Source organism: Nitrospiraceae bacterium, assembly GCA_035623075.1.
Classification (GTDB): Bacteria; Nitrospirota; Nitrospiria; order Nitrospirales; family Nitrospiraceae; genus DASPUC01.
The window spans coordinates 1-13,603 of record DASPUC010000031.1 but is presented as its reverse complement, the minus strand read 5'-3'; the positions used below and the strand labels follow the sequence as shown (position 1 = coordinate 13,603).

The following is a 13,603-nucleotide window of genomic DNA, read 5'->3' as shown; positions in this document are numbered from 1 at the left end:
ACGACGACGGCGATGGTGCAGGGGATCGAATTGAAGCTCCCGGAATCCACCCCCCATGAGACGGAGATGGAGAGCAACACGCCCACGATCTCGGTGAAGAAGGGCGGCGAGATCTATATGGATGAGGAGCGGGTCAAGCTGGGTGAGCTGGAGAAGCTGATCCGGGATCTGAAGGCCGCGAAGGGTGGTAAACTGCCGCTTGTGCTCCGGGGCGACGCGGGGGTCGAGTACAAACACGTGGTGGCGGTGCTGGACATCCTCCAACGGATTCCGATCGAGGACCTCGCAATCGCGACGAAACCAATCAATGAATCCTAAGGATGGTGATGCGTTATGCGTAATACGTTACGCGTGAAGCGATGTTGCTCATCTCAGGGAAGGGCAGGGGCGGAAGAGCGGGCGTAATCACAAGGCGCGCGGTTCCAACCGGTCATGATGTTCTGCTAGTGTATTTCCTCGTCGGGTCGCTTATTTCCTTCGTACACCGCTTCACGGTTGATGGGCTGAAACGATGGCTGGCTATCGAGGATTCGAACAGAAGAAAAGTAAACTTGGCACGACACTCCTGATCGTCGGGCTGATTCATGTCGGCATCGGCGCCGGCCTCTATTGGGTGTCGCAGACCGAGTGGGGCCAGAATCTGATCAAGGTCTACAAGCTCAACGCGTTTAAAAAAGAGGAGCCGCCACCCCCGCCCGAGAAAGAGCCAGAACCGGAGCTAGAACCGGAACCGCCAAAACCGGAGCCGAAACCGCAAGAAGCTCCGCCTCCCCCGCCGCCGCAAGCTGAAGCGCCTCCGCCGCCTAAGGCTTCGGATGCGCCTGGCCCGCCGCAGATGGACGCGAATCCGTTCGCAATCGGGAAGAGCCGAGGGCGGTTTGCGGGCTATACGGACATCATCACCGCCATGATCCAATCGAAGTATCAGCAACCGCCGTCGCTGCCCGATGATCTGGAGTATGCCGTGCTCTGCGAATTGGTCGTCGACGACCAGGGTCGCGTCCTGCAATATCGACTCGTGAATTCATCCGGCAGCTTGCTGTTCGATCAATCCGCGCTTGACGCACTAGCCAAGCTCGCTGAAGTTCGTCCGCCTCCGCCCGGGATGGACCATACGATCATCGTGAAATTCTTCCCTCCGACGTGATGCCCGAAATGTATCTCCTCTTTCTGGTTTACGTGGTTTGTCTGGTTCATGTGGTTCGCGGTCCGATCGACAAAACCAACGAGACAATTTAGACAACCGAGTTGCCTCACACCGTACTCCTCACGTCCCATCCTGTGACCTGCTCTTAATCGAGAATTTACCTCCTTCAGAACGTCTAGTGATCCGTCCGTAATCCTGCCCCAGTAGAAGTGGACCCACATGAAACGCTGGTGTCCCAGCCAATCTTCGTGTCCAGCTCGAAGCACCGGGAAGCGGCCTCTGAAGCCGAACGGGACGAAGAAAATGTTACGAGCATCGAATAGAGCCTTGATGCCTCTGTAACACGGGTTCGAGACAAATGCGGCGTGCATCCTGGTTCAGGACCGCACGCTTTCACGAAATGGAGTGAAAGGAGGTGGACTGGACGAGGAGAGGTACAGCCAACCATCGAAGGACGTAAGAGGAAGAGGAAAGCGTTCATCATCTATTACATCTATCAAGGGAGGGCACGGAATATGCGATTCACACGATTCAAACGGGCCGTGATGGCAATGGCCTTCGCGACGGCCACGGCTATGGGTAGTGCCGGACAAGCGCAGGCCTTTTCGTTCAACACTGGCGATCTGGTTGTCGCCATCTATGGTAACAGCACGGAGGCCCTCGTCGACCTCGGAAATGCCAACACGATTCTGACGACATCCCCAATCGTGAATATGAATCTTTCTGCTGATCTCACGGCCGCGAGCGGCACGAACCCGGTCAAGTACACACTGTTCGAGTTTGATACAAATGGGAGTGGCGCCCAGGTTATTGCAGGGACCAGCTCCGCTCTTTCTAGCATTAGCCCCACCCATCTCAATCTCACACAGCAGTTCAATGCCCTAGCGAATTGGTTCAACAACAACACTCTCTTGTTCACAGGGAACACCGTTGCTTCATCGAGTCTCTTTTCCTTCACAACCAATCTCAATTCAGACGGAACCAGCAAAATGCTTGGCGCCTGGCCCGTCGCGATGTCGGGATCGTTGGGCCAGATTGTGAACTTGATTCAAGGCGATGTGATTAACAACGCTATCCTGGGCCAGGTCGGCAGCGCCCTCTTGACGGCCAACGGATTCTTGTCAGTCGGCAATCCCGGTCCTGCGGCAGTTCCGCTGCCGGCTGGCGTGGTTCTCTTCGGAACAGGGTTGATCGGTCTGGTGGGCGTCGCCCGCCGGTCGTTCACCGCGTAATGAGTTGAATGGCAGACAAGCAAGGACACCGTCCGGTCAGGACGGAGGAGCGAGGGTCGTCCCGCCGCTCACGCCTCGGACGGTACAGGCAGATGTTACACACTCTCTTACTTTATGAAGGAGCACGAATTATGAGATTCGCGAAGACATTCATGTCGGTCATAGCCGGCCTGCTGAGCGTGGCTGCGCTGGCCGTGACCGCTCACGCGCAAACGACTGTGATGAACGTTGGGGGATCGTCAGCCGCGCGCAATTTTATGGGCACGACTCCGCTCAACCTCTGTGACGCTTCTCCGCTCCCGAACCTCTATGTCAGCGCAAACAACAATCTATGGGCCTGGACCTGCAACCAGGGAGGCCTGCCCATCCAAATCAATTATGCAGCGACCCAATCGAGCGATGGCATCAACACGTTGCTCGTAGCGACCGGATCAGCGGGGTCTTTCTTGAACTTCCTGGATATCACGCAGACAACCGGTTGCACGGGACCAGTGACACAAACCCGCGCGTCGGACGGCAAGCAATACAATCAGACGTCGAATTGTGCCAATTCCAACACCGTCAGCCTACCGGTCCATATGGGAGCGTCAGACGTGGCGGGATCCTCGTTCGGGCAAACCGGTCCGCTCGGCACCACGCAGCCTGTGATCGATGATAGCTCGCTCACCGTCGCGACGACGGCGGTGTTCCCCTGGTCGATCTTTCTCGGCAAGGGAGTAGTCAAGGTGAGCGGCGGGGCGCCGGCGGGTCCGATTACCAATCTGACTCGGCTTGAACTCGAGGCGATCTTTTCCCGCGAGGCCAAAGCCCAAGACTGGACACAGCTGGGATACGGGACCACTGCGAACGGAACAACCCTGGAAACCACTTCACCGATCGTACTCTGTCTCCGCAATGCGGGTTCCGGGTCGAAGGCCATGTTGGCCCAAACGATCATGATCAATGCCAAGGAAACAGTTCTTGCCAACTCGAATGTGATTTTCAGCTCCGGCACCTCGGGAGTGTTGTCCTGTATCGCCAGCAATCCGCGCTCGATCGGATACATGGATGCGGATCAGGAACTCAGCTTCCTGTCCGGTGGCGCCAACGCTGGCCTGGGCTATGCGGTCAAGGTTGATGGATACTTGGCTCACGATGCGTCGCTGACGAATCCGAAGGAGAATCTGGAATGCGGTCGGTATGCCTACTGGACCTACGAGCGCCTGAACCGTCGTGGAACTTCGGAAGGAGCGGCGATCGATGCCTTGGCGGCAGCGTTCATCGCTGACGCCACGTCGGCTTCGACCATCGCACTCTTGCCGGTTGGATCCTACTGGGATGCGCAAAGCAAAATGAACGTTTTCAAGAACGTCGATAGGGGTCCTCTTACCCTCTCTCCGTTAAGCGTACCAAGCACGGCGTGCAACTAGCCCTGACATTAGAGTGAGAGGGCTGTTCGTGGAGGGCCCGGGACTTTCGAGCCCCGGGCCCTCCACAGGAAAAGACAGGTGCTCACATGCAAGGGCTGAGGCTTTCGTCCAGCGCATGAGCCTCGTGAACGAGACAGCGTGAAAGTTTGCGAAGAGAAGCCGGACGCTACGCGCGTCCGGCTTTTCGGAGCCCAAAAACATACGCCTCGTCCTCCATCTCTAGAAGGACGGGGCTAGGACCGCGGAAGAGGGGAGAGTTATGCCCCCCTCGGACAGAAGAAGGACGGCGATATGAGCGCAAGGGTCTCGATAGCCGCCATGGCTATGGGCCTGTGGTTGATGGGATTGCTCGTCAGCCCGTCCGCAATGGCGGTTGAACTCGACTTCAATATCAGTGCGCCGACATCCGGCACGATTTCCTATGCCGGCGGCAGCAGCGACCTCATCGGCGGCAACATTGAGGTGGACAATGTGGTCGGCCTCTCCACGTCGGCCAACGCGAATGTCACCTCACTCTGTGTGAGTTGCGTCCTCAATTTCACTTCGGGAACCATGACTGGTGCCGGTGGCTCGAATCCGACCAACAATGGGTGGTGGGCGTTCGGCTCTGGTGGGACGATCACCATCACCGGCGGGGTGCAACTGCAGGGTGCGCCCGATATTTTGCCCGGATCTACGCTTTTGAGCGGGACGTTTAACAGCGCGTTCGTTCAGGATCTGGGAGTCCAAGGTTTCAAGGTTACGTTCGGATCGTTCAGCGATACCAAAAATGCCAACCTCTTGTCGTATTACGGACTGACGCCGGGGACGCCGTTTCAGGGTGGTCTGACGCTGCTCTTCGCATCGACCGATACGGGAGCCGGCAACGCCTTTACCAGCACGTCTGTTTTTAGTGGTAACGTCGTCAATGCTGTGGTGCCATTGCCAGCCGCAGCTCTCTTGTTTGCGTCAGGGTTGAGCGGGATGGCTTGGCTCAGAAGGAAAGGAGCGTAACGTCAGGGCTCTCAGGCTATTGTGGCGGCGGGAGTTGTGAACAGAAGTCGTTAACGTTTCCGAGAAAGCGTTAACATCAGATCGAGCGTGAGCCCTATCTTCGGATCCTTCGAGTGGGATCTGAGGGTGGGGCTTACGCTGTTGGTGTTTGTTAAGAAAAGTTGATGTTGTCGTAACAATTTGATCGTTCTGTAACTTAAATGAAATAGTCCAGGGCACACAATACCCAACCACAATATGGACAGCGGAGGGAGATGCAATCGTTGATTGTCTGCCCCCGAGAGAAAGGAAGGCCCCATGAAGCGTTTACATCTGATTCTCTTCAATCTCGTGCTAGTGCTCGCACTGGGTCTCACGGGTCCCGCTGACCGTGCTGAGGCCTTGTCAGTCACGTCGTTGGATGTTACCTCGGGAGCGGTGAACTTCGATGGACGGTTCGGCCGGATCCTCGACCACCTTTTTGCGGAGAATGGGACGATAACGATGGGATCGTATCAGTCGATGCCGGAGATCGTTGACCCGATCACGCGCGGACACAAGACGTTCTTCCTCTTCACCAGCGGCCTGAGCGGCGCGCCGGCGCCGTCGGCGACGATCAACGGCTCATCAATGTCGGTCGATCTCACGTCACTCTTCTTCGGATGGACACGTGGAAGTGGAAATCAGATCCACGCGTGGAACATCGGTGGTATGGCGACGGGGTTGTTCAATCCTCAGACCAACGAATTCGCTCTCTCCTGGGATCACATACTGAACAAAGGAAATGACAAGGAACACGATGGCAAGTGGAACCACGAGTGGAAGAAAGATCGTGAGGCGACGTTCTTCTTGCAAGGTACTGCCGTTGTGGCGCAGGCCCCCGTGGCTCTTTCCACGAGCCTCATATTTTATTTGACTGGTCTTGGGTTGCTCGGGGGACTCTATTGGAGGAAGATACGGGCCATATAGACGGATGCTGCTCCCTGATGGATAAAGCGCCGGTCAGCGATGTTCTTAACGGTCTTGTAACATTAAGGGCGTAAGCTCCTTTCTCTCCCCCAAGAAAGGAAAAGGCTGCGCGATGGGTTCTCTGGCCGGACAGCGTGCCCGATTGCTCGTGGTAGTGCCGTTTCTTCCCTCCTGTCACGGAACAGTCACGTCGATCAGCGCCCTAGTCGGCATGGGCTTGGCAGAGTGTTTTGATGTGACGTATTTCGACCCCGGGATTACGTCTGCGGACGGAACAGCCGTGCCATCGGTCGGATCGTTTGTCCCTAGGTTGGCACGATTTGTTTGGCTTCTCCTCCGGAAACGTCCTCACCTTATCTATCTGGTGCTCTCGAATCGTACGAGGGAATTGTTTCGTGAAGGGCTCCTGATTCTGACGGCAAGGCTGTTCGGGGCGCAGGTTGTGACGCATCTTCGTGGTGCTCAGCTTGTCGAGTGGTACCAGGCTCGCTTCTATCCGGTCCGGATTCTTGTGCGGAGCATTTTCAGGATGATTCACTTGGGTCTTCTCCCTGGTGACTCGCTCAAAGGTCTGTATTCGGAGTTGATCCCGGAGTCGAAACTTGCCGTGGTCCCGAACGGAGTCGACGATATCCAGCGACGAGAACGCCTCGGGGAAACGTCGCAGCCGAGAGCCTGGCGCATCCTTCATCTGAATTTTCTCGACCGGGCCAAGGGTAGCCTTGTTCTGCTGGCTGCGATTCCCACCGTGCTGCGTCATCGCACAGACGTCGAGTTTGTTTTCGCCGGACCCTGGCTGCATTCGGATCAGGAACGTGAGGCTCACCGCTACGTTGAACAGCACGGCCTCGGGAGTTATGTCCAGTTCACGGGGGAAGTGATGGGGACAGAGAAGGAAAGACTCTTCCAGTCGGCCGATCTCTTCGTGTTTCCCGGAATAGGTCAAGAAGGCCAACCCTTGGTCGTGTTGGAGGCGATGGCCTCTGGGCTTCCGGTGGTCTACACTGATCGGGGTTGTCTACGCGAAACAGTGATCGATGGCGAGGCCGGCGTCGAGGCGTATACCAATGATCCGTATGATCTTGCAGTAAAAATATGTGACTTGTTGGATAGGCCGGAGGAAATGGCGAGGCTTGGACTGAATGCCCGCCTGCGCTACCGGTCGTACTTCACTCAAACCCGATATACAGACCAGATGATCCGGGTACTCGTGGAAGCAGTGGGTTATCCTTCTTCGGCCTCTCCCCCCTCCCTTATCGGGCCACTGAGGCTCGAGTCACAGGACAAGTAGTTCCCGCACAGACGTGGCTCGATACCCTCCGCGACCGTTGCCCGCATTTAACAATTTGTTAACATAAACTTGAACCCCCGTATTCTTCTCGCCTCCCCTGCACGAAGTAAACTAGATCCTCCCTAAGGATACCGTGGGGCTGCGACAGGCTAGCCTTCCGAACGAACTCGGCAAGCAAGGGGTTACACTCTCATGTCAGTCATTCTGGGTATCAACGCTTTTCATGCCGATTCGGCGGCCTGTTTGGTCATCGATGGAGTATTGATGTCGGCAATCGCCGAAGAGCGCCTTGGCCGTAGGGAAAAGCATTCACCCCGCTTCCCTATCGAGTCTATCCGCCGTGTTCTTGCCGAATCCGGCGTGTCGTTGAAGGATGTCACCCACGTTGCGATTGCCAAAAATCCACACAGCAACTTCGCGGCCAAGGCGAATTATGTGTTCAGTCACCCATGGAAGAGCGTTCGTGCGGTGGGTGAGCACCTTCGGCGCAAGACAAAAACTCAGGAAACGCTGGGCGATCTTGCGACGCTCTGCGATGTCGATCCCACCACGACGAAGTACCAGATTATCAATGTCGAACATCACCTCGCTCATATTGCCAGCGCGTATTACCTCTCGGCTTTTGACAGCCTGACCGCTGGATTTTCCTACGATGCATCCGGCGATTTTGTGAGCGCAATGGCGGCGCGTTGCGAGGGGACAAAGATCGAGATTCTCGACCGAGTGCATTTGCCCAACAGCCTGGGATTCTTCTATACAGGGCTCTGCCAGTTCATCGGGTTCGACGAGTTTGGCGAGGAATACAAAGTCATGGGCCTTGCGCCGTTCGGTGAGGACGAATTCTCGCCTGTGATGAGCGAACTTGTGCGCTATGACGACTCTTCCTGGTTTCGACTCGAACCGGGGTTTTTCGGGATGCATGACGGAGGAGTCAGCGGGATGCAGGACGAATCCGGACGTATTGTCATGGGTCAGATGTACACCGAGCGGCTCGCGAGACGTCTTGGCCCCCCCCGCAGGCGCGGCGAGCCGCTCGCACAACGTGAGAAAAACATTGCTCGGTCGTGTCAGGTACGATTCGAAGACGTGGCGATCCACTGCATGAACCGTCTCCATAAACTGGTCGACACTGAATGCCTCGCCATGGCGGGCGGCTGTGCGCTCAATGGCGTTACGAATGCCCGCATCCTTCGCGATACACCGTTTCGCCAGATGTATTTGCAGTGTGCGGCTTCCGACGATGGGACGTGCCTGGGTGCGGCCTATTACTGTTATCACCACATCCTCGGTGGTGAGAAACGGTACTACATGAATCACGCATACTGGGGTCCTCAGTATGCTGATTCAGAAATCAGGCTAGCAGCAGAAAGCTCCGGTCTCCCTGTCGACCATTTTGGAGATGAAGAGACCCTCCTTTTCGCAGTAGCGAGATTGCTCGCTGAAGGAAAAGTCGTTGGCTGGTATCAAGGACGGAGTGAATGGGGACCGCGGGCGTTAGGAAACCGGTCAATCCTTGCTAATCCTGCAATTCGTACGATGAAAGACACCATCAACGCCAAGATTAAGCGGCGTGAGTCGTTCCGTCCTTTTGCCCCTTCCGTACTAAAAGATTGCGTCAATACGTATTTTGAACAAGACATTCTCAGTCCGTTCATGATGCATGTGGTAAGAGTTCGGCCCGAATGGCGCACAAGACTCGCGGCGATTACCCATGTCGACGGGACGGGCAGGCTGCAAACCGTTGAGCGGGAGGGGAACCCCCGATACTACGGTTTGATCCAGGCCTTTCGGGAACTCACCGGTCTGGGCGTTCTCCTCAACACGAGCTTTAACGAAAATGAGCCGATTGTGGATACACCCCAACAGGCCGTGGCCTGTTTCATGCGCACGGATATGGACGCGCTGTGCCTCGGTGATTACGTGATCTTGAAGCCAGGCCGATCGTCGTGACTGTTAAAGGGGCGTTGACGAAAACTTGAATCGCTCTTTCGAGCGGTTTGAGAATCCACGATGTTTGCCGTTCGGAAAAGCATAAGTAGCCATCCAAGAATCGATGGTTGAGTACCATGCCAAGTACCAGCTTGTGGATATTCTTGCTCTGTGGATTTCTATCCGTCGTTGGTGACTTAAACGCAGCCACATACTACGTTGCTTGCGATAGCGGGAATGATAGCAATGGGGGCTTGAGCGAATTGACAGCGTGGAATTCCGCATCGAAGGTTTCCAAGTTCAATTTCCAGAATGGAGACAGGATCTTGTTCAAGCGAGGATGTACCTGGGAGGATGTCTCCATTAAGATTACGCGTTCTCTCAGTTTTGGGGCATACGGAGATGTAGGAAGTGCTCCGCAGCTCATGGGCGCGACTCGCTCTTCTGCTTGGTCGAAATTAGGCGCGAAGAATATTTCTTACACACAGGCGGTGATAGAACCTGGAGTTCCGAGCATTAAGGAGGTTCTGATTGTCCATGACGAAAAACACGGCCGGTTTTATGACAAAGTTCCCACCTTGGAGTCGCTTGATACTGCGGGTAAGTTCTTTCATGATGTCGGAAGGAATACACTGTATGTATCCCCTCTGGAAGGTGTCGATCTCCAACAAGATCTTCACATCTCAAGCAAGCCGCATATTTTAGAGTTTCAGCAAGTCAACGTTGAAAGTGTGGCGGTTGATGGGCTCCACTTATCCTTCGCCAACGAATATGCCGTTGGTTTCTGGTACCAGTCATCGGGAACCACGAATGGATCATTAAAAGTAAACAACTGCGTGTTTACCGGCAATGCGTACCAAGCGATCCACATCGGTGGAACCAATACCTTCAGACAAGTTGACATCTTAAACAATACAATCACCGCGAATGGTAATGAAGGGATTTATATTGGATTCATAAAGGGGGCCGAGGAAGGACAAGTGATAACGGGAAAACTGACGATCAGCGGTAATGTCATCGGCGGTCAGAAATTTGGTTGGCGATCCAAAGGTCCTGGGTCCGCCGCCAACGGAGAAGGCATCGATCTCAAGAAGGGCGTCGCTGCTGCAAGTATCGACAATAATACTCTGTTTGACTTGACGGGGTTCTATGGAATTGGAGTCCAATTTTCCAATGTCATCATTGAAAAGAACACGATCAGCGATATCCATATGTGGGATTCGCCGCCGGAGTCCGGCATTGCCGGGATCATCGTCGATGCAAACGAGAGCAGCGCAACGACGATTGTCAGGAATAACAAGCTGAACGTCCAGGCTGCGAATGGGATTGCGATAAGAGGCAATGCGGAACGGCGGCCGAGATTCGAGATATACGATAACGAGATATCCGTCAAAGAACCGTATTTCCCGCTCGCATTCACGTCGCAGAACATCACGAACACGCTCATCGAGCACAATCGAACGAATGGAGGACGTGCGGGATTGTGGGTCCAGAGAGCGTGCTGCACTCCGGCCAACGTCGAATTTCGCGAAAACGATATTCGCAACGTATCAGTTCCGCTGGTGGCGGCGCAGAACGTATCCAAGGGAGTTCGAGTGTATTCGAACTTCTTTTGTTTCAAGGGGGCGGGTGACGAGAATCAGATAAGCGCTGTCCCAAACAATACCATTTCTCGGGACTGCACCGCTGTGAAAGGAATGAATCCACTTCGACAGATTCAGGTCCGGTAGGTGACTCAATGTGTGGAGTAGCAGGAATTTTCTCCTATCACTATGCGGCCCTCGATGTCGATCGCAGTGAATTACGGCGCATGCGGGATTACATGACTGCACGGGGTCCGGATGGGTTTGGAGAATGGTTTTCAGCGGACAACCGCGTGGGGCTTGGTCACCGACGGCTAGCGATCATCGACCTGAATGACCGCGCTGCGCAACCCATGACGAGCGAGGATCGGCAGCTGGTGATTACGTTCAACGGAGAAATTTACAACTACCAGGCGCTGCGCAGGCAGCTTGAAGCCAAGGGCTATGTGTTTCGGACCGAGTCCGATACGGAGGTGCTGCTGCACCTCTACGTGGACAAGGGAGAAGCCATGGTTAAGGACCTTCGCGGCATGTTCGCCTTCGGCCTGTGGGACCAGCGGAAACAAGCGTTGTTGCTCGCCCGAGACCCGTACGGCATCAAGCCCCTGTACTATGCCGACGATGGGTGGACGTTCCGATTCGCCAGCCAGGTCAAGGCCCTGAGGGCAGGAGGACGGATCTCCCATGACCCTAGTCCAGCTGGTCTTGTCGGTTACTATCTGTTCGGCAGTGTCCCGGAACCCTACACGGTGTGGCAGGATGTTCAGGCGCTCCCCGCCGGTACCGTCATGCAGGTGGATTTCCTCGGGCCCTCCAAGCCCCAAAAGTACTTCTCGCTGGCTCAAACGTATTTCGAGGCCCAGGCGAACCCATTACAGCTTGGGGAAATGGAGTTGCAGGAATTCGTGCGGGAAACGTTCCTCGATTCCGTCCGACACCACTTGGTCGCCGATGTACCGGTCGGTGCGTTTCTCTCTGCCGGGATCGACTCAGGATCACTCGTCGGCCTCATGCGCGATGCGGGTCAATCGGACGTTCAAACCGTGACGTTGACTTTTTCGGAGTTCGCCGGTACGCCCGTAGACGAATCGCCGCTTGCCGAGCAAGTAGCCAAGCAATACAGAACTCGCCACACGACACGGATCGTGACTGAAGCGGAATTCCGCGACGACCTGCCGCGCATCCTGGCAGCCATGGATCAACCGACCATCGACGGAATCAACACCTGGTTCGTCAGCAAAGCGGCCCACGAACTGGGTCTCAAGGTGGCCGTTTCTGGCCTCGGCGGCGATGAGCTGTTGGCCGGGTACCCGTCCTTTGAAAGAATTCCCTCCTTGGTCAGGCGACTGGTCATTCCATCTCGTATCCCGTTGCTCGGATGGCTAGTGCGAATCATCGGCAGACAGGTGATCCCGCGTCGATTGAAGGTGCACCCCAAAGCGTTGAGCGTTCTGGAGTACGGAGGAACCTACGCCGGGGCCTACTTGCTGACAAGGGGGCTGTTCATGCCGTCCGAACTGGACACGGTGTTGGACAGAGGAATGCTGAGAGAGGGTCTCCGGCGGTTGAGGCCTCTCCATTATATAGGTGAATTGGCCATGCCGGACCCCGGGTCACCCCGAGGCAGGATCGCCGTGCTGGAATCAGGGTTGTATATGCGCAACCAGCTGCTGCGCGACACCGACTGGGCCAGCATGGCCCATTCACTTGAAGTGCGCGTGCCATTGGTCGATTCCTGTCTGCTCAAGGCGCTCGCTCCCGCACTCGTACGACGCGACAGGTTCGTGAATAAGGATATGCTGGCGCGAAGTGCGAGCCTGTCACTTCCGGAAGCAGTTCGCATGCGAGGCAAGACGGGCTTCGCCATTCCCGTGACCAGATGGATCGCCGATCACGGTGACGTAAAACAATTAACGCGCCCGGGTGTCGGAGCGTCACACGAGCAATCTCTCTGGACCCGACGCTGGGCACAGATGGTGGCAGCGGCGTGACTTCATGAACATGAAAACACAGATTCGCATCCTTGCGTTGATGACCGATGCCTTTGGAGCGCAGGGAGGGATCTCAGAGTACAACCGCAACCTCCTTACAGCCTTGTCCGGTACCGATGGGGTGGGTGAAATTATTGTGCTTCCACGGCTGGGTCACGTTCGGCCGGAAGAGCTGCCGGCCCGCGTACGGCAAGAGATGCCGATCTTCAGCAAAATCGGGTACTCCGCCCGTGCCACCACTTCGGCGGTGATGAAGGGGCCGTTCGATCTCGTCCTGTGCGGACACATTTTTCATGCACCCCTGGCGGCCGTGATCGCGCGCCGCCTGAAGATTCCGCTCTGGTTGCAGTTACATGGGATCGATGCGTGGACGAGTCCCTCCTCTGTCGTTCGCTGGGGAGTAGAACAATCGGATCTGGTAACCGTCGTCAGTCGATATACCAAACGCAGGTGTTTGGCATGGGCAAACGTGCATCCGGAAAGGGTGCGGGTCCTTCCGAACACAGTGTCCGATCGATTCGCGCCTGGGCCCAAGTCACCGCAAATCTTGGAACAGTACGGCCTTCAAGGCAAACGGATACTCCTCACGGTTTCCCGTATTTCGCTGGATGATTGGTACAAAGGGCACCACAGGGTTTTTGCAGTCATGCCCCAGTTGCTCCGCGAGTATCCGGATCTCGTCTATGTGGCCGCTGGCGAGGGGGATGGCCGCGAAAAGCTTCAGCGTCAGGCATTGGTACTTGGTCTCGGAGACAATGTGAAGTTTATCGGAAGGGTGAGCGATACGCAGCTTCCAGATTTATACCGCACGGCTGACGTCTTCGTCATGCCGAGCACGGAAGAGGGATTCGGCATTGTCTTCCTTGAGGCCATGCGTTCGGGCATTCCGACCGTCGGAGGGAACGGCGACGGCAGCATGGATCCGCTTCGGGACGGCGCTGCCGGAGATGCCGTGACCTGTGACAATCCGGTTGAACTCTTGGATGCGATTCGATCGGCGCTCGACAAGCCCCGAAACTGTAGGCACCATGCGGATGTGTTTAATTTCGCGTCATTCGCAGAACATTGCACAGGGCTGCT

General features: G+C 55.8%; 11 protein-coding genes. All 11 read left to right on the top strand.

Annotated elements, in window-relative coordinates:
* On the top strand, positions 1-318 hold a 318-nt coding region (locus VEI50_11030; GenBank protein ID HXX75653.1), incomplete at its 5' end, for a biopolymer transporter ExbD.
* 193 nt (positions 319-511) lie between these two features.
* Positions 512-1,147 carry a TonB family protein gene (locus VEI50_11025; GenBank protein ID HXX75652.1) on the top strand — a complete coding sequence of 212 codons (636 nt, stop codon included), beginning with the start codon at positions 512-514 and terminating at the stop codon, positions 1,145-1,147.
* Between the two features lie 515 nt (positions 1,148-1,662).
* The gene (locus tag VEI50_11020) at positions 1,663-2,379 is read left to right on the top strand and encodes a VPLPA-CTERM sorting domain-containing protein (GenBank protein HXX75651.1); all 717 of its coding nucleotides are present in this window, start codon (positions 1,663-1,665) and stop codon (positions 2,377-2,379) included.
* A 131-nt stretch (positions 2,380-2,510) separates the two neighbouring features.
* Positions 2,511-3,788 (top strand): hypothetical protein, encoded by a 1,278-nt coding sequence (locus tag VEI50_11015; protein HXX75650.1) that lies wholly within the window; start codon positions 2,511-2,513, stop codon positions 3,786-3,788.
* Between the two features lie 291 nt (positions 3,789-4,079).
* A complete protein-coding gene (locus tag VEI50_11010; GenBank protein HXX75649.1) occupies positions 4,080-4,781 on the top strand; it encodes a hypothetical protein in 702 nt (233 codons plus the stop codon).
* Positions 4,782-5,078: 297 nt separating this feature from the next.
* Positions 5,079-5,729, top strand: coding sequence for a hypothetical protein (locus VEI50_11005; GenBank protein HXX75648.1), 651 nt, complete (start codon positions 5,079-5,081; stop codon positions 5,727-5,729).
* Between the two features lie 112 nt (positions 5,730-5,841).
* Positions 5,842-7,020, top strand: a complete 1,179-nt coding sequence (locus VEI50_11000; GenBank protein ID HXX75647.1) for a glycosyltransferase family 4 protein — start codon at positions 5,842-5,844, stop codon at positions 7,018-7,020.
* 192 nt (positions 7,021-7,212) lie between these two features.
* On the top strand, positions 7,213-8,970 hold the full coding sequence (locus tag VEI50_10995) for a carbamoyltransferase C-terminal domain-containing protein (GenBank protein ID HXX75646.1): 1,758 nt from the start codon (positions 7,213-7,215) through the stop codon (positions 8,968-8,970).
* Between the two features lie 404 nt (positions 8,971-9,374).
* Positions 9,375-10,679, top strand: coding sequence for a right-handed parallel beta-helix repeat-containing protein (locus tag VEI50_10990; GenBank protein ID HXX75645.1), 1,305 nt, complete (start codon positions 9,375-9,377; stop codon positions 10,677-10,679).
* Between the two features lie 8 nt (positions 10,680-10,687).
* Positions 10,688-12,523 (top strand): asparagine synthase (glutamine-hydrolyzing), encoded by a 1,836-nt coding sequence (gene asnB / locus VEI50_10985; protein HXX75644.1) that lies wholly within the window; start codon positions 10,688-10,690, stop codon positions 12,521-12,523.
* Between the two features lie 10 nt (positions 12,524-12,533).
* On the top strand, positions 12,534-13,603 hold a 1,070-nt coding region (locus VEI50_10980; protein ID HXX75643.1), incomplete at its 3' end, for a glycosyltransferase family 4 protein.